Origin of the sequence: Bradyrhizobium canariense (assembly GCF_900105125.1) — a bacterium.
GTDB lineage: Bacteria > Pseudomonadota > Alphaproteobacteria > Rhizobiales > Xanthobacteraceae > Bradyrhizobium > Bradyrhizobium canariense_A.
Genome location: NZ_LT629750.1, coordinates 5,155,674 through 5,172,326, shown reverse-complemented (window position 1 = coordinate 5,172,326; position 16,653 = coordinate 5,155,674). Strand labels below are relative to the sequence as shown.

The 16,653-nt window shown below is 63.9% G+C and carries 16 protein-coding genes and 1 pseudogene; 6 read left to right on the top strand and 11 right to left on the bottom strand.

All coding sequences use genetic code 11. The features are described from left to right. Positions 1-113: 113 nt before the first annotated feature. The 3 genes from leuC to trmD all read right to left on the bottom strand — a co-directional run bounded on the left by leuC (position 114) and on the right by trmD (position 3,129). Positions 114-1,520 carry a 3-isopropylmalate dehydratase large subunit gene (gene leuC / locus BLV09_RS24540; RefSeq protein ID WP_146689226.1) on the bottom strand — a complete coding sequence of 469 codons (1,407 nt, stop codon included), beginning with the start codon at positions 1,518-1,520 and terminating at the stop codon, positions 114-116. Positions 1,521-1,864: 344 nt separating this feature from the next. Beyond that, positions 1,865-2,254, bottom strand: a complete 390-nt coding sequence (rplS, locus tag BLV09_RS24530) for a 50S ribosomal protein L19 (RefSeq protein ID WP_100384829.1) — start codon at positions 2,252-2,254, stop codon at positions 1,865-1,867. Between the two features lie 110 nt (positions 2,255-2,364). Continuing rightward, entirely contained in the window at positions 2,365-3,129 is a 765-nt protein-coding gene (gene trmD, locus BLV09_RS24525) for a tRNA (guanosine(37)-N1)-methyltransferase TrmD (protein WP_146689224.1), read from the bottom strand. A 100-nt stretch (positions 3,130-3,229) separates the two neighbouring features. Here trmD and BLV09_RS24520 point away from each other — a divergent pair, with 100 nt between their 5' ends. Both BLV09_RS24520 and BLV09_RS38650 read left to right on the top strand, forming a co-directional pair. Continuing rightward, positions 3,230-3,691: a MarR family winged helix-turn-helix transcriptional regulator gene (locus tag BLV09_RS24520; RefSeq protein WP_146689223.1), complete on the top strand. Its 462-nt coding sequence runs from the start codon at positions 3,230-3,232 to the stop codon at positions 3,689-3,691. 6 nt (positions 3,692-3,697) lie between these two features. Next, a pseudogene (locus BLV09_RS38650) lies at positions 3,698-4,033 on the top strand (DUF1398 domain-containing protein); the annotation flags it as partial. Between the two features lie 101 nt (positions 4,034-4,134). On the opposite strand, the gene BLV09_RS24510 reads toward BLV09_RS38650, so the two are convergent. Next, a complete protein-coding gene (locus tag BLV09_RS24510) occupies positions 4,135-5,217 on the bottom strand; it encodes a zinc-binding dehydrogenase (protein WP_146689222.1) in 1,083 nt (360 codons plus the stop codon). A 170-nt stretch (positions 5,218-5,387) separates the two neighbouring features. Beyond that, entirely contained in the window at positions 5,388-6,629 is a 1,242-nt protein-coding gene (locus BLV09_RS24505; RefSeq protein WP_146689221.1) for an MFS transporter, read from the bottom strand. A 129-nt stretch (positions 6,630-6,758) separates the two neighbouring features. Between BLV09_RS24505 and BLV09_RS24500 the strand changes: the two genes are divergently transcribed. After that, a complete protein-coding gene (locus BLV09_RS24500) occupies positions 6,759-7,670 on the top strand; it encodes a LysR substrate-binding domain-containing protein (protein ID WP_146689220.1) in 912 nt (303 codons plus the stop codon). 83 nt (positions 7,671-7,753) lie between these two features. Here the strand turns inward: BLV09_RS24500 and rimM are convergent, their stop codons facing one another. From rimM to ffh, 3 genes are all read right to left on the bottom strand, one after another. Next, entirely contained in the window at positions 7,754-8,275 is a 522-nt protein-coding gene (rimM, locus tag BLV09_RS24495) for a ribosome maturation factor RimM (RefSeq protein WP_146689219.1), read from the bottom strand. A gap of 19 nt (positions 8,276-8,294) precedes the next feature. Beyond that, positions 8,295-8,627: a 30S ribosomal protein S16 gene (rpsP, locus tag BLV09_RS24490; RefSeq protein ID WP_146689218.1), complete on the bottom strand. Its 333-nt coding sequence runs from the start codon at positions 8,625-8,627 to the stop codon at positions 8,295-8,297. Between the two features lie 154 nt (positions 8,628-8,781). Continuing rightward, the gene (ffh, locus tag BLV09_RS24485; protein ID WP_146691284.1) at positions 8,782-10,332 is read right to left on the bottom strand and encodes a signal recognition particle protein; all 1,551 of its coding nucleotides are present in this window, start codon (positions 10,330-10,332) and stop codon (positions 8,782-8,784) included. A gap of 582 nt (positions 10,333-10,914) precedes the next feature. On the opposite strand from ffh, the gene BLV09_RS24480 reads away from it, so the two are divergent. Further along, complete coding sequence (locus BLV09_RS24480) at positions 10,915-11,895, top strand: MBL fold metallo-hydrolase (protein ID WP_244548816.1); 981 nt, start codon at positions 10,915-10,917, stop codon at positions 11,893-11,895. Between the two features lie 45 nt (positions 11,896-11,940). On the opposite strand, the gene BLV09_RS24475 is transcribed toward BLV09_RS24480, so the two are convergent. Continuing rightward, positions 11,941-12,642 (bottom strand): SIMPL domain-containing protein, encoded by a 702-nt coding sequence (locus BLV09_RS24475; RefSeq protein WP_146689216.1) that lies wholly within the window; start codon positions 12,640-12,642, stop codon positions 11,941-11,943. A gap of 5 nt (positions 12,643-12,647) precedes the next feature. Next, positions 12,648-13,370 carry a GyrI-like domain-containing protein gene (locus BLV09_RS24470; protein ID WP_146689215.1) on the bottom strand — a complete coding sequence of 241 codons (723 nt, stop codon included), beginning with the start codon at positions 13,368-13,370 and terminating at the stop codon, positions 12,648-12,650. Positions 13,371-13,617: 247 nt separating this feature from the next. Between BLV09_RS24470 and dapF the strand changes: the two genes are divergently transcribed. Together dapF and mtaB are read left to right on the top strand one after the other, a co-directional pair. Then, positions 13,618-14,490 (top strand): diaminopimelate epimerase, encoded by an 873-nt coding sequence (gene dapF, locus BLV09_RS24465; protein WP_146689214.1) that lies wholly within the window; start codon positions 13,618-13,620, stop codon positions 14,488-14,490. Further along, positions 14,490-15,761: a tRNA (N(6)-L-threonylcarbamoyladenosine(37)-C(2))-methylthiotransferase MtaB gene (mtaB, locus tag BLV09_RS24460; RefSeq protein ID WP_146689213.1), complete on the top strand. Its 1,272-nt coding sequence runs from the start codon at positions 14,490-14,492 to the stop codon at positions 15,759-15,761. Before dapF ends, mtaB begins: the two co-directional genes overlap by 1 nt. A 144-nt stretch (positions 15,762-15,905) precedes the next feature. Here mtaB and BLV09_RS24455 read toward each other — a convergent pair whose 3' ends face one another. Then, positions 15,906-16,628, bottom strand: coding sequence for an RluA family pseudouridine synthase (locus BLV09_RS24455; RefSeq protein WP_244548815.1), 723 nt, complete (start codon positions 16,626-16,628; stop codon positions 15,906-15,908). Positions 16,629-16,653: the final 25 nt, after the last annotated feature.

The following is a 16,653-nucleotide window of genomic DNA, read 5'->3' as shown; positions in this document are numbered from 1 at the left end:
CCTTGAGTTGAAGAGACAGTGCCGGTTTTGCGTCTTTTGTTTTGACGCGTTTTCCTGACGCGAACCGGTTCCTGCCCCGCATCGAATGCGGGGCAGGCTTTCGCTCGAAACCGTTACCGCCATTCCCTGACGTCGACAAAATGCCCGGCGATCGCCGCGGCGGCCGCCATCGCCGGCGAGACCAGATGGGTGCGGCCCTTGAAGCCTTGGCGGCCCTCGAAATTGCGGTTCGAAGTCGAGGCGCAGCGCTCCTCCGGCGACAATTTGTCGGGGTTCATGGCGAGGCACATCGAGCAGCCCGGCTCGCGCCAATCGAATCCGGCCTTGATGAAAATCTTGTCGAGGCCTTCGGCTTCCGCCTGCTCCTTCACGATGCCGGAGCCCGGCACGACCATGGCGTTGACATGGCCGCTGACGGTTTTGCCTTCGGCGATTTTGGCGGCCGCGCGCAAATCCTCAATGCGGCCGTTGGTGCAGGAGCCGATGAAGACGCGATCGAGCTTGATGTCGGTGATCTTGGTGCCGGCCTTCAGGCCCATGTAATGCAGCGCACGATGCTTGGAGAGCCGCTTGGCTTCGTCCGCAATCTTGTCGGGATCGGGCACCACGCCCGATATCGACACCACGTCTTCCGGCGAGGTGCCCCAGGTCACGATCGGCGGCAGTTTTGCCGCATCCAGCCGGATCTCGTGGTCGAAATGCGCGCCCGCGTCGGAGCGCAGCCTTTCCCAGTAGCGCATCGCGGCATCCCAGGCGTCGCCCTTCGGCGACTTCGGCCGGCCCTTCAGGAAGTCGAAGGCTTTTTCATCCGGCGCGACCAGGCCGGCGCGGGCGCCGCCCTCGATCGACATGTTGCAGACCGTCATGCGGCCTTCCATGCTGAGCGAACGGATCGCCTCGCCGGCATATTCCAGCACATAGCCGGTGCCGCCGGCGGTGCCGATTTCGCCGATGATGGCGAGGATGATGTCCTTGCCGGTGACGCCTTCAGGCAATTTGCCGTCGACGACGGCGCGCATGTTCTTGGCTTTTTTCTGGATCAGCGTTTGCGTCGCCAGCACATGCTCGACTTCGGAGGTGCCGATGCCATGTGCCAGTGCGCCGAACGCGCCATGCGTCGAGGTGTGGCTATCGCCGCAGACGATGGTGGTGCCGGGCAATGTAAACCCTTGCTCGGGGCCGATGACGTGCACGATGCCCTGGCGACGGTCGAATTCGTTGTAATATTCGATGCCGAATTCCTTGGCGTTATCCGCCATCACGCGCATCTGCTCGATGCTTTCCGGATCAGGATTGGGCTTGGAGCGGTCGGTGGTCGGGATGTTGTGATCGACCACCGCCAGCGTCTTCTCCGGCGCATGAACCTTGCGCCCGGTGGCGCGCAGGCCCTCGAAGGCCTGCGGCGAGGTCACCTCGTGAACCAGGTGACGGTCGATATAGAGCAGGCAGGTGCCGTCATCGGCTTCGTGCACCAGATGATCGTTCCAGATCTTGTCGTACAGCGTGGTTGGTTTGGACATGAGCGTCAGCTCCAAAGGATATTTTGTTTGAGCAGGAGAAGCGCGAATACGCGCGCGCAAGAAAATTCAGCGCCAATCAAAGCGCGCTTCTAAGCTCAGATGTTGCCGAGGTCGCAAAGCGCCCAAAAAAGCGGCCAGGCAGCCGACTGCGATCGTCGATGATAATGCGCTCGACGCGCCCGCAAGCCATATCGGTCTGATCTGGAACCATTCCATTTTCTAACACAGTGCCTGCCATCGCGACAATCGATCGATGCGCGGCGCCACTATGCAGATAGGTACGGCACAACAAAAAAGCGCGGGGGCGACCCGCGCTTTTCGTCACATCCATGTGGACGATGGAATTACTCGCCGACGGCGGCAGCCTGCGTGCGGTCCGTCTTCTTCTCGACGATGCGGGCCGACTTGCCGCGCAGATTGCGCAGGTAATAGAGCTTGGCGCGACGCACTTTGCCGCGGCGCACCACCTTGATCGAGTCGATCATCGGCGACATCACCGGGAAGACGCGTTCCACGCCTTCGCCATAGGAGATCTTGCGCACCGTAAAGCTCTCGTTGAGCCCGCCGCCGGAGCGGCCGATGCAGACGCCTTCATAGGCCTGCACGCGGGTGCGCTCGCCTTCGACCACCTTGACGTTGACGATCAGGGTATCGCCGGGTGCAAACTCCGGGATCGTCTTGGTGGCGGACAATTTATCGAATTGCTCTTTTTCGAGCTGCTGAATCAGGTTCACGGTGAAATCTCCATCGGCGGCGCGCCCAGCCTCGATCGAGCGCGGGCTGCGCGAACGTCCATCTATCCTGCGCGGATTTGGCGCTCGTATAAGGCAAAGGCGCGCGCTTGTCACCCGTCTGTCGTGCTTTTTGGGCGATTTTGGCGAGGCTCGGCATTTGGCTGCCGACTCGGCCTCGCAGCCCAGAGATCCGGCCGCCGCGCCCGCGTCAGGGCCTCGGCCTCGGCCCGGCGCCAGGCGGCGACCTTGGCGTGGTCACCGGAAATGAGGATTTCCGGGATCGGCTGGCCTTCGAACGCCTGCGGACGGGTAAATTGCGGGTATTCGAGTAGCCCGTCGGAAAAGCTCTCATCCGCCCCGGATTCCTGCTTTCCCATCACCCCCGGCAAAAGCCGGACACAGGCATCGATCAGCACCATGGCCGCGATTTCGCCGCCGGACAGCACGTAATCGCCGATCGACACCTCCTCGAGTCCCCGCGCCCCAATCACCCGCTCATCGACGCCTTCAAAACGCCCGCAGACAACAAGGGGCCCGGGTCCCGCGGCGAGTTCCACGATCCTGGACTGGGTCAATGGCCGACCCCGGGGACTCATCAGCAGGCGCGGACGGGACTTAGGTCCATCTGAAGCGGTATTTGCCGCATCGATGGCGGCCGCCAGCACGTCGGCGCGCAGCACCATGCCGGGACCGCCGCCGGCCGGCGTGTCGTCGACGCTGCGGTGACGGTCGGTCGCCGAATCCCGGATGTCGCGCGCTTCGAGCGCCCACAGCCCCGATGACAGTGCCTTGCCGGCCAGGCTCACGCCAAGCGGCCCGGGGAACATCTCGGGAAACAGCGTCAGAACAGTCGTGCGCCACGGTGTCGTCGTCATGGCCCTGCATGGCGCTTCGGCGCTCGGAAATCAAATTTCATAGCAATAGTTGACAAGGAAACTAGTCATGATAGTTTCCTTGTCAACTAATGGAACTGCCATGACCGAACCAGCCCATGTCAGCGGCCTGCAAGACCACCTTGGCTACTGGCTTCGCTACGTCTCCAATCAGGTTTCGCACGCGTTCAGCCTGAAACTCGCGGCGCGCGACGTCACGGTGGCGGAATGGGTCATGCTGCGCGAACTCTATGACCAGGACGCGATGGTGCCGAGCGCGCTCGCCGATCGGCTCGGCATGACACGCGGCGCGATTTCAAAACTCGTCGATCGGCTTGCCGCCAAGGCACTGCTGACAGGAGTGCCCGGCACGAAGGATCGCCGCTATCAGGACCTCGCACTGACCTCCGGCGGGCGCGCTCTGGTGCCGGAATTATCAGGGCTCGCAGACCGCAACGACGCCGAATTCTTCGGGCACCTCGAGCCTGCGGATCGCGCGGCCATCCATCGCCTGATGGTGGACATCGTGCGCAGATCAGGGCTGCGCACGATGCCGGTCGATTAGCCGAGCATGTTTCACGAACCAAACCGGAGAAGCGCGATGCAAGCGGACGTGGTCAAGGTCATGCAGGAATGCACCGACGCCTCGGATCAGGAGCGGATCAGTTTTCCCGAGGTAGTGACGAAGCTGATGCAGGCCGGCGTCGAGCGTTATCATGCCGATTTGTTGCGCGCGGAGAAGATTTATTATCTGCCGTCGGGCGAATCGCATCTGGTGTCGGCGGCGCCGGTGGACGTGATTCCGGCAATCGCATTCGCTGCCGACGGCGTTGCCGCGGCGGTGCGCGCCATCCAGCAGAAGCAGATCGAATATCGAAAATTCTGCGAGCGCATCGCGCAAGCCGGTTGCGTCGGCTACATGGTCTCGCTCGCCGGTCGGCGGGCGGTGTATTACGGCCGAACGGCGACAGTTACGTCGAACCTTTTCCTGTCGCAGCCTGATTGGACCTATGGCACCACGGCGGTGAGATCGAGGCCCTGCATCAACGCTGCAGCATCAACCGCCTGCCTGAAATCGGCGAGCTTGAATGTCGTCACGACGATCTTGCCGAAATCGAGCAGGCCTGTGGCGGCAAGTGCGGCAAGCTGACCCGGCGCCGTTCGCGCATACATGAACTGACCGACCACCTCCCAATCATTCGCGAGCATTTCGCGGAATGAAAGCTCCAGCGGCACCTCGGCGCTGCCCATCAGTACCAGACGCCCGCCGCGCTTCAACGCGCGCAAGGATGACAAAGTGGTCGAGGTGCTCTTGGCGCTGCCGAGCAGATCAAGCGCGACATCGGCGCCGCCGCCGGCAGCGTGGCGGATGATCGCGAGGTCTTTTGCGGGATCGCCACTGACCACGGCGGGAATGACGCGCGGACCGAAGGCTTCGCGCAGCGATTCCAGCGCCGCCTGTTTTCGTCCCACGGTGACCACGCGCCCGGCGCCCATCGCAACCGCCAGCATCACCGCGCCGGAACCGAAATAGCCTGACGCGCCGTTGATGATGATGGTGTCGCCGCCGCGCAGGCCGCAGCGTTGCAGACCGCCGAACGGCACGATCAGTTTGGCGAGTCCGATCAGTTCTGTCGCCGGTTTGTCGTCCAGCCCGTTGAGCGGCGTGACGCAGGCCGCGGGCCAATGCGCGATTTCGGCGAACACGCCGTCGCGCCATCGCGCCTGCATCGCCAGCGCAGCCGGCGTCGTCACGGTTGCCGTCAGCCCGATCAGGATTTGCGGCGGCTCCGGATCGGGTACGTCGCCGCGCAAATGTGGACTGAGGAAAACCCGATCGCCGCTGCGAACATGGGTCACGTTTTCGCCGGTCGCGATCACCCGCGCGATCGCGTTGGTGCCGGGCACGAACGGCATCGGCGGCAGGCTGTAGGGCACTGTGCCCGACAGCACCTTGCCAGTGTAGGACAACACCATGCCGGCCTCGATCGCAACCAGAACGCCGTCAGGCGCGGGGCTCGGCGTTTCGACCTTGTCGAACCGCAGATCATTGTGCGCGTGCAGCCGCCAGGCCTTGTGGGTGCTTTTCACTGTTATGCCTTCCCGTTCGTCGTCCCGGCCATGCGACTTCTCCGCAACTCAAAAGCGGAGGTGGAAGCACGAGCCGGGCCCCCTAACCACGGTTGTCTATGTAATGCGAGGCCGAGGCTGCAACAATCTGACGGCCGTCTTCGTAGAGGGGGCGGGAAAACGAAGCGCCGTCAGACGCTGGAGTGACGCGCGTCCGCTTCGTCGGAAAGATGCGGCGCGAGCGCCAGTGCAAGCGGACATATGGCGATCGCCGTGGCGGCGGTCGCCACGGTCGCCACCGTCGGGCCGAGGGCATCGCCCAGCAAGCCGTAGAGCACCGGCGCGATCGCTCCCGATCCGATCGTCCCCGTATAGAACAGGGCGAAGGCGCGTTCGGTGAGGTGCGGCGGCGCAAGCTCCGGCACCGTCCCATAGAGCACGGAGGATGTGCCGTTGAGCATCACGCCGAGCAGCGGCAGCAGCACGATCGCAGGCGTCAGCGGCAGCACCAGCACCGCAAGGATCAGCGCCGCCGTCCCGCCTTCGGTGAGCAGCACGGTGCGCAGCGTGCCGATTCGCTCGCCGAGCCAGCCACACGTGAACTTGCCCGCGGCGCCGCCGATGAAGACCAAAGCCAGCGCAAGACCACTGGTTGGCAGCGACGCGCCTCTATCGCGCAGGAGAAATGGCAGGAAGGTGAGGAAGCCCATCCTGACGGCCGAATCGAAAATTCCGATCGCGAGCAGCCAATAGAAGCCGCCTCGGGCGCGGCCCGAGCGGTGCGACGATGCCGTCGCCTTGCTCGCGTGCCCTTTGCCGACCGCGGGCATCAAGAGTGCGATACAGGCCGCGACGAGCAAGCCGGCGCACGCCATCAGTTGCAGCGTATGGCGCCAGGACATGATCACCAGCAACACCGCAGCGAGTGCAGGGATGGCGGCCTTTCCGAGATCGCCCGAGAAATTGTAGATGCCGAGCGGTCCGCGGGCGGACTTGCCATAGGCGCGCGACACCGCCGCTGATGCAAGGGGATGCTGGGTGCTTGAACCGGCGCCGGACAGCGCGAGCGACAGACCCAGTCCGATCACGCCGCCCGATAGCCCGGCGAAAAAGTAGCCGAGCGCCGATAGCGCCGTGCCGAGCACCAGGAGCATTTTTCCGTCGACGCGCTCGGCGATGCGGCCGACGGGGATTTGCAGCCCGGCCATGACACCGGAATAGAGCCCGCGCATCAGGGCGAGCAGCCCATAGCTCAGCGCGAACTCGCTCTGCCAGACCGGCAGCAGCACGTAGATCAGGTCGGTGAAACCATCGTGCAGGGCATGGTTGAGGCCGGTCACCGCGAGGGTGCGTGCTGCACGGCCGTTGTCGCGGCGACCCGTGTCGCTCTCAATTGACGAAGGTGGCAGAAAATCTAAAGATGGGATTGCCATTCTCGGGTGCCTGATCTGTGAAAATGTAAGATATGTGAGGCTCTTGCTGCTTAATATGATCCGCATTTGGTCATGTCACAAATCAGTAATAATCGGATGATGCATTAGAAAATCTCTTATGGAAAAACCATGTTCGTCCCACGTCGCAGCCTGCCGCCGCTCAATGCAGTCCGTGCGTTCGAGGCAGCCGCCCGCCTCGGCAGCTTCAAGGAGGCGGCCGCTGAACTCAGCGTGACCCATGGTGCGGTCAGCCAGCAGGTCCGTCTGTTGGAAGCGTGGCTGGGGACGCCATCGCTGTTTCGGCGATCGGTCCGGCGGGTGGTGATTACGCCTGCGGGGGCGGCGTTGCTGGCGGAATTCGGCCCTGCGCTCGACCGGATCTCGGCCGCCGTGCAGCACCATCGGGAGCGGCGCGGCGATGCGCCGGTGGCGATGTTGCGCGTCAACGCGCTGGCGACGTTCAGCCTGCGTTGGCTGTTGCCGCGCATGAGCAGGTTTCGCGCAGAGCATCCCGATATCGAAGTGCGCCTGACCACCTCGAACGATCCGGTGGATGCATTGCCCGACCCCTTCGATGTGGTGATCCGCGGCGGCCCGGATAGCTTTCACGGCTTTTCATCGCGCTTCCTGCTCTCGGAACGCCGGCTGCCGGTCTGCAGCCCGTCGCTGCTCACGCAGTTGCCGCTGGCTGATGTCGCGGATCTGTCACGGCACACGCTGCTGCATGTGACGTCGATGCCGCGATTGTGGCGCGACTGGCTGACTGAGGCGGGGCAATCCGCGCTGGAGCCGGCGGCTTCGCTGATGTTCGATCATTTCTACCTGACCATTCAGGCTGCGCTCGACGGTCTCGGCGTGGCGATGGGGCCGACGGCGCTGATTGCCGACGATCTCGCGGCCGGGCGTCTGGTGACGCCGTTTCCGAAAATCAGCCTGCCGGCCCGGAGTTATTTCGCATACCTCCCCGAAGCTCGCCGCCATGATCCGCACAACGCGGTGTTCTGCGACTGGCTCGAACAGCAGGGCCGCAGGACAGGCTGAACGGCGCGCTCTTGGAATCCCAACGAGCTCACGCCACGACAAAGGCGCGTCGCTCTTCGTGGGATGAGATGGGGAGAGTTCGATCAGGCCGCGGTCGGATCGTCGCCGTCGACTTCCTCTGGCAGCTCAATCACCACGCGCCCGGCTGCGAGATCGACCGTCGGTACGACTGCGTTGGTGAAGGGCAACAGCATAGATGCGCCTTGCGGCGGCGCGATCTCGATGATGTCGCCGGCGCCGAAATTATGGATCGCGATGACGCGGCCGAGCGGCTCACCTGCGGCCGTCACCGCAGCAAGCCCGATCAGGTCGGCGTGATAATATTCGTCCTCGTCGGTCTTCGGCAGCTTGTCGCGCGCGATATAGAGTTCGATGCCGTTGAGCCGTTCGGCCTCATCGCGGGTAGCGATGCCCTTCAGCGTCGCCACCAGATGGTCCTTGGCCTCGCGGGCATGCATCACCTCGAACTGGCGCGCGCCGTCTTTGGTCGTGAGCGGGCCGTAGTGTTTCACCGCGAGCGGGTCTTCGGTGAAGGTCCACAGCTTCACCGCGCCGCGCACGCCGTGCGCAGCGCCAATGCGGGCGACGCAAATCGGTGCTGCCACCGTCACGCGCCGCTAACGCTTATGCCTTGGCGGCGGCTTCGGCAGCGGCCTTGCGCTCCTTGCGCGGCACGGCCTTTTCCGGGTTATTGCGCGCGGTGCGCTTCACGACGCCGGCGTCGTCGAGGAAACGCGTCACGCGGTCGGACGGCTGCGCGCCCTTGGCGAGCCAGGCCTTGACCTTGTCCATGTCGAGCTTGAGCCGCGCCTCATTGTCCTTCGGCAGCAGCGGATTGAAATGGCCGAGACGTTCGATGAAGCGGCCATCACGCGGAAAGCGCGAATCGGCGACGACGACGTGATAGACCGGACGCTTCTTGGTGCCGGCGCGGGCAAGACGAATAACGACTGACATTTAGTTCTCCTGTAAAAACCTGGGTTGTTGGCTTAGTTGGCATTTCGCGTCATTCCGGGATGCGTGCGCAGCACGCAGACCCGGAATCTCGACGATCATTCCCATCGAGATTCCGGGTTCGGCTCTCCGAGCCGCCCCGGAATGACAAAATTTCTCATTTCTTCTTCCCCAATCCGGGGAAGCCACCGAGGCCCGGCAGGTTTGGTTTGCCGCTCAGGCCGGTCAATCCCGGCAGGTTCGGCAAGCCGGTGCGCAGGCCCGCGGGAAGGTCTTTTGGCAGCGCGGGCATGCCGCCCGGTCCAGCGCCGCCGGGCATTTTGTCCGCCAGCGCTTTCATCTGTTCCGGCGAAGGCATGCCGCCGCCAAAACCCATCGCCTGCGCGATGCCGGCCATCGGGCCGCGCTTGCCCGAACCCATGGCCTTCATCATGTCGGCCATGTTCCGGTGCATCTTCAGGAGCTTGTTGACGTCCTCGACCTTGACGCCGGCGCCCGAGGCGATGCGTTTCTTGCGGCTGGCCTTGAGGACGTCGGGGTGCTTGCGCTCCTGCCGCGTCATCGAATCGATCACGGCGACCTGCCGCTTGATGATCTTGTCGTCGATCCCGGCGTTGGCGATCTGGTTCTTCATTTTCGCGATGCCGGGCATCATGCCCATCAGCCCGCTGATGCCGCCCATATTCGCCATCTGCAGCAGCTGGTCGCGCATGTCGGACAGGTCGAACTGACCCTTGCGCATCTTCTCGGCGACGCGAGCGGCTTTTTCCGCGTCGATATTCGCGGCCGCCTTCTCAACCAGCGACACCACGTCGCCCATGCCGAGGATACGGCCCGCGATCCGGTTCGGATGGAAATCCTCCAGCGCGTCGGTCTTTTCGCCGGTGCCGATCAGCTTGATCGGCTTGCCGGTGACCGCGCGCATCGACAGCGCGGCGCCGCCTCGGCCATCGCCGTCGACCCGCGTCAGCACGATGCCGGTCAACCCGACGCGCTCGTCGAAGGCGCGCGCGAGGTTCACGGCGTCCTGACCGGTCAGGGAGTCCGCGACCAGCAGCACTTCATGCGGATTGGCGGTCGATTTGATTTCCGCCGCCTCGCTCATCATTTCTTCGTCGAGCGTGGTGCGGCCGGCGGTATCGAGCAGCACCACGTCGTAGCCGCCGAGCTTGCCTGCTTCGAGCGCGCGGCGCGCGATCTGCGCCGGCTTTTGGCCTTCGACGATCGGCAGCGTCTGGATGTCGAGATCGCGGCCAAGCACCGCGAGCTGTTCCATCGCCGCCGGACGATAGACGTCGAGCGAGGCCATCAGCACCTTGCGCTTGTCGCGCTGGGTCAGGCGGCGGGCGAGTTTTGCCGTGGTCGTGGTTTTGCCGGAGCCCTGCAGGCCGACCATCATGATCGCGACCGGCGGCACCGCGTTGAGGTCGATGGTCTGTCCGTCCGAGCCGAGGGTGGCGATCAGTTCGTCGTGAACGATCTTCACCACCATCTGGCCGGGAGTCACCGACTTGACCACGGTGGCGCCGACCGCCTGCTCGCGGACGCGTTCGGTGAAGCTCCTGACAACGTCGAGCGAGACGTCGGCCTCGAGCAGCGCGCGGCGCACCTCGCGCATCGCGGCGTCGACATCGGCCTCGCTGAGCGAACCGCGCCCCGTCAGCCGATCGAGAATGCCACCAAGCTTTTCCGACAGATTGTCGAACAATGCCGTTTTTCCTTCGTCATGGCCGGGCTTGTCCTGGCCATTCACGTCTGTCTCTTCACCTCTCCCCGTTGGGGAGAGGTCGGCGCGAAGCGCCGGGTGAGGGGGCGAGGATCACGGATGAACCGTACCCCCTCACCCCAACCCTCTCCCCATGGGAGAGGGTGTCGTCAGTGCGTCTTGGCGATTAGCGCCGAGACGGATATTCCAAACAATTTCGCGCCCGAGGGCGCATCGCGCTGTCGGGCGTTGGCCTCCGGTCTCAAGGGCCGGGCGGCGGGTCGAAAAGAACGTCTTTTCGAGGAGTGGGCGGATTTACAGCGATCGAACGCGGAAAGTCAACAAAACTCGGTTATCGATCTCTCCGAATATGAGTTAAGCCATTCAACATAATGGTATTTTATCCGGGTTTTGATTTCGCTGCGGCCCCTGGGTTCCATGTTGCCGAACCCTCGCCATATAGCGAGGTATGACTTCCGACCGCACCCGCCATCCGTGATCGCCCCGATCACCCGCCGCCGGCTTCTTACCGTCCTCGCTGGCCTCGCCGCCGCGGCTGGATTGTCGGCCTTTTGGACTTCCCGCATGAAAACCTATGACGGCCCCGTTTCCGATCATTTCGACGGTCTGCATTTCTTCGATCCAAACGGCGCGCCGCCGAGATCGCTCCGCGAGGTCTTGCGGTGGCAGTTCGGCGGCGGCCGGCAGCGGAATCGATGGCCGGACCGGGCGCCGAGCCCCTATGCCGATACGCCGCCGGAGCGGGTTGACGGCGCCAAGGTCCGATTCTCGTTCGTGGGTCATGCGAGCTGGCTGATCCAGACGGCGGGACTGAACATCCTGGTCGATCCCGTGTGGTCGGAGCGCGCCTCGCCATTCAGCTTTGCCGGACCGAAGCGTCACAACGATCCCGGCATTGCGTTTGAAGCCTTGCCTGACATCGATATCGTGCTGGTGTCGCACGGCCATTACGACCACCTCGATCTCGCGACGCTGTCAAAACTTGCCAAGCAATTTTCGCCGCGGGTGATCACGCCGCTCGGTAACGATCTCACCATGCGCAGCGCGGACAGTGCGATCAAGGCCGAGGCGTTCGACTGGCAGGATCGCGTCGAACTCGGCAAGGGGGTCGCGGTGACGCTGGTGCCGACGCGGCATTGGTCGGCGCGCGGATTGTTCGACCGCAACAAGGCGCTGTGGGCGAGTTTTGTGCTGGAGACGGCGGCCGGCAAGATCTACGTCGTCTGCGATTCCGGTTATGGCGACGGCCAGCATTTCCGTCGCGTCGCCGACGCGCATGGCCCGCTGCGGCTGGCGATCCTGCCGATCGGCGCCTATGAGCCGCGCTGGTTCATGCGCGACCAGCACATGAACCCGTCTGATGCCGTGAAAGCCTTGGCCGATTGCGGCGCCGCGCAGGCCCTGGCGCACCATCACGGCACGTTTCAGCTAACGGACGAAGCGATCGACGCACCGGCCAACGCGTTGGATGAGGCGCTGGACGAAGCAAAAGTCCCGCGCGAACGTTTTGTCGCGCTCAAGCCGGGACAGGTGGTGGAGATTTAAGGCGGGCGCGTTCACTTGTTTCGTCGTCCCGGCGTTCGCCGGGATTTACTGCCCCTGCTTGATGGCCCAGGACACGTTCACCGTCACCGAAAGCGTCTCTTCGCCTTGCGCGATCGGCGTCGCGGCCATGGGTGCGGCGGCCATCTTGGCGCGGAATACCGGACCGGGCGAACCGCCTTCTTCCGAGATACTGAGCGGCGCGCCAAGCGCGACGCCGGCGGCCTTGGCATAGATCTCGGCCTTGCGGCGGGCGTCGGCAACAGCCTGTTCGCGGGCGTCATCGAGAAGCTTCGAGGCTTGCGACACCGTGAAACTGACACCGCCGATATCGGTCGCGCCCGCGCCCACCAGCAGGTCGATCGTGCTCGCGACCTTGCTGACGTCGCGCAAGCGCACCGTCACCTGATTGCTGGCGCGATATCCGACGACCGTCGGCGGATTGTGGTTTGGCTCGTATTGTGGCTGCAGCAGCAGCCGCGAGGTCTGGATATCCTTTTGGTCGATATTGGCGGCCTTCAACGCCAGCAGCAGCTGGCCCACCGCCGCGTTATTGGTCTCGGAAGCCAGGCGCGCGGTTTTGGCATAGGACGTGGCACCGGCCTCGACCTGCGCCTGGTCGGGCGGCACCGATATCGTGGCCTCGCCGGTCACTGAAATCATGGCGGGAGGCGTCGTCTGCGCCAGCGCGGGCGCAACGAGCAGCATCCCCGCGCCGATGGCGGCGGCGAAGATGGTATGGCGCTCCATGAGGCTCACTTCAGCGGCACATAGACGTCGATCACCAGCTTGTCCTCCGCAGTCTTCAGGGGGTCGGTGATGTATTCCTCGATGAAGGTGTCCTTGGCCTCGAGCTTCTTGTCGTCGAGGTGATTGGTGATGGCTTCATAGGTGTTGTCCATATTGTCGTAGGAGCCGCGATGGACAAACTTCAGCGCTTTGCCTTCCGGCGACTTGCCCATGCTCATCGCCTTGGTCAGGTTCTTGGGCTCCTGATCGACCGGCATTTCCGCCATATAGGTGAAGCCGGTATCGTCGGTCGACGTATAGACGATCATCGGATTGCCCGACGGCTTGATGCCCTGCTTGTCGAGCAGCGCCGACAGCGCCTTGAACGAATCCATCAGGGTGTCGAACGCCGAATCCCAGTTGGCGTTGCCCTTGAGGATGACCACCGTCTTCGGTGCCAGCGTGATTTCCTCACCAAAGGGATCGGCGGTCTGAACCGAAGCCGCGGGCGGCGTCGCAGGCGCCGTCTGGTCTGCCGCCGGGGTGTCTGCCGGTGACTTGGTCTCGGCCGGTGGCGGGGCAGGCGTTGCGGCGGGCGCAGGCGTCGCAGACGGGGCGGGTGTCGCGGACGGGGCAGGCGCGGGTGTCGCGGCCGGCGATTGCGCCAGCGCCGTGGCAATGCCCAGCGAAATCACCGCGGCCGGGATCAGCGCGACCATGGCAAAGCGTAAAGACCTAAAGCGATTCATTCAGTATTCTCCATCCCCAAGTCGTCGTCCCCAAGTCTTGATTCTCAAGTCCTGATTCTCAAGTCTTGCCCAAGCCCTGATTCTCAGGTCGTCGCGGCATGTCCCGGTCACATCGCGAAGGCGCCGCCATTCTTAACACGCCATTCCGGTTTTCGTCCCATGACAGATATGTCATGCGCCCGTGCAACGGATACTGGTCAATTCCGCATCATTGGCCATATAAGGCAGGCATAAATCAGGATATTTCATGAGCGCGCTGGCCAATCACGCATTTGCCAAGATGAACGGCATCGGCAACGAGATTGTCGTGGTCGATCTGCGCGACAAGCCTGCCGTCGTCACGGCCGAGGAAGCGCGTGCGGTCGCCTCGCCTGCGGGCGTGCCCTATGATCAGCTGATGGTGCTGCAGCCGCCGCGGCTGCAGGGAACCGAAGCTTTCATCCGCATCTACAACAATGACGGTTCGGAAGCCGGCGCCTGCGGCAATGGCATGCGCTGCGTGGTGCGCCGGCTGTTCGAGAAGACTGGCGAGACCGCTGTCACCTTCGAAACCCCGGCCGGCCTTTTGAACTGCTGGCAGGGCCCGTCGCCCGATCTCTACACCATCGACATGGGCGCGCCGAAATTCGGCTGGCAGGATATTCCGCTGGCGGAAGAGTTTCGCGACACCCGCTATATCGAATTGCAGGTCGGGCCGATCGATGCGCCGCTGCTGCATTCGCCGTCGGTGGTCAGCATGGGCAATCCGCATGCGATCTTCTGGGTCGACGACGTCAACGCCTACGATCTCGCGCGCTTCGGGCCGCTGCTGGAAAATCATCCGATCTTCCCCGAGCGCGCCAACATCACGCTCGCGCATATCGCCGATCGCGACCACATCACGATCCGCACCTGGGAGCGCGGCGCGGGGCTGACCAAAGCGTGCGGCTCGGCGGCCTGCGCCACGGCCGTTGCCGCGGCACGGCTCAAGCGCGCCAATCGCATCGTCAACATTTCGCTGCCCGGCGGCGAACTCTCGATCGACTGGCGCGAGCGCGATGACCATGTCTTGATGACGGGTACGGCGACGTTCGAGTATGAGGGAACGTTCGACCCCGCGCTGTTTGCCAGCGTCGCGTGATGACGGTCGAGATCGTCACCTTCGGCTGCCGCCTCAACGCCTTCGAATCCGAGGTGATCGCGCGCGAGGCGGAGGACGCCGGCCTCACCGACACCATCGTCATCAATAGTTGCGCGGTCACCAATGAGGCTGTCGCGCAGGCGCGGCAATCGATCCGCCGGATCAAGCGCGAGCGGCCTGACGCGCGGATCGTCGTCACCGGGTGCGCGGCGCAGACGCAGGCCGAAATGTTCGCAGGCATGGCCGAGGTCGATCGCGTCCTCGGCAATGACGACAAGATGCGCAGCGAGGCATGGCGCGCGACCCGCGCGGCGTTCGACACACCGGCAAAGTTCGGCATCGACCAAAGCCAAAAGATCGCGGTCGCCGATATCATGGCGGTCAAGGAGATGGCGCCGCATCTGCTGGATGGCTTCAAGACTGGTCTGCCGCGGGTGTTCGTGCAGGTGCAGAACGGCTGCGATCATCGTTGCACCTTCTGCATCATCCCCTATGGCCGCGGTAATTCGCGTTCGGTGCCGATGGGCGCCGTGGTCGGGCAAGTCCGCGCGCTGGTCGAGCACGGCCATGCCGAGATCGTGCTGACCGGCGTCGATCTCACCAGCTATGGCGCGGATCTGCCGGGCGCGCCGAAGCTCGGGATGCTGACCCGGCAAATCCTGCGTCATGTGCCGGAACTGAAGCGCCTGCGCATTTCGTCGATCGATTCCATCGAGGCCGATCGCGATCTGTTCGATGTGATCGCGGAGGATGAACGGCTGATGCCGCATCTGCATTTGTCGCTGCAATCAGGCGATGATCTGATCCTGAAGCGGATGAAGCGCCGGCATTCCCGCGTCGATGCGATTGAATTCTGCGCGCAGGTGCGGCGGCTGCGGCCGGACATCGCGATCGGCGCAGACATCATCGCAGGCTTCCCGACCGAGACCGAAGAGATGTTTGCGCGCTCGCAGGATCTGGTGGACCAATGCGATCTCACCTTCCTGCATGTATTTCCCTACTCGAAACGTCCGGGCACGCCGGCGGCGCGGATGCCGCAGGTCGCGGGCGATATCATCAAGGAGCGCGCGAAACGATTACGCGCGAAGGGCGAAGCCGCATTGCGGCGGCGGCTCGCATCCGAGATCGGCGCGATGCGCGAAATTCTCATCGAGAGCGTCTCGCAGGGCCGTACCGAGCATTTCCTGCCGGTGGCGATTGGTGGTGAGACACCGGGTACGGTGCGGGCGCTGAGGATTGCGGGGCATGACGGTGCGCGGTTGACCGTGTGAACCAGTTGTCGTGGCCCGGCTTGACCTGGCGACCCAGTGCGCCGCGGCCCTAGTGACGAGCCATGAACTTCTCTGGAATACTGGATCATCCGCTGTCGCGGATGATGACAGCCGTAATCGGAATAGCGCGCAGCTCTCTTGCCGCTACTCCCCATTCCACCCGCACGCCCTGAGCCGTTCGTGCAAATGGTCGGGCGCGGGCGCGACCACGCGCACCGGTTCCTTGTTCCTGGAGATCGGGATCGCGATCTCGCGGGAATGCAGATGCAGCCGCGGTTCGCCAAAGCGCGGGCCGTTGCCGTAGATATTATCGCCGACGATCGGCCAGCCCGTGGCAGCCGAGTGCACGCGCAATTGATGGGTGCGGCCGGTGACCGGTTCGAGCGCAAGCCACGCAAGGCCGTCACCGCGTCCCAATACCTTCCAGGTCGTGATCGCCTTCTGCCCCTCCGGATCCGGCTTCTGCCACCAGCCGCGCTCGGCGTTGAGGCGGCCGAGTGGCATGTCGATGGTGCCTTCATCCTCGGCCGGTCCGCCCTCGACCACGGCCCAATAGGTCTTCGAAATCTTGCCATGCTTGAATAATAGGCCAAGCGAGGCCGTGGCCTTGCGATGGCGTCCGAGCACGAGGCAGCCGGAGGTGTCCTTGTCCAGCCGGTGCGCGAGAACCGGCGGCCGCGGCAGGCCGAACCGCAGCGCGTCGAACGAGGTTTCGAGATTGGCGCCGCCTTTTGGGCCGCGATGCACCGGCAGGCCCGCCGGCTTGTCGATCACCAGCATCAGGCCGTCGCGATGGAGCACGCGGGCCTGGATTTCGTCCGCCGTCAACTCGGGAACATCCATCAATCGATCGAGACTTTCACTCATGGCGCGAAACCGCTAACACACCCCC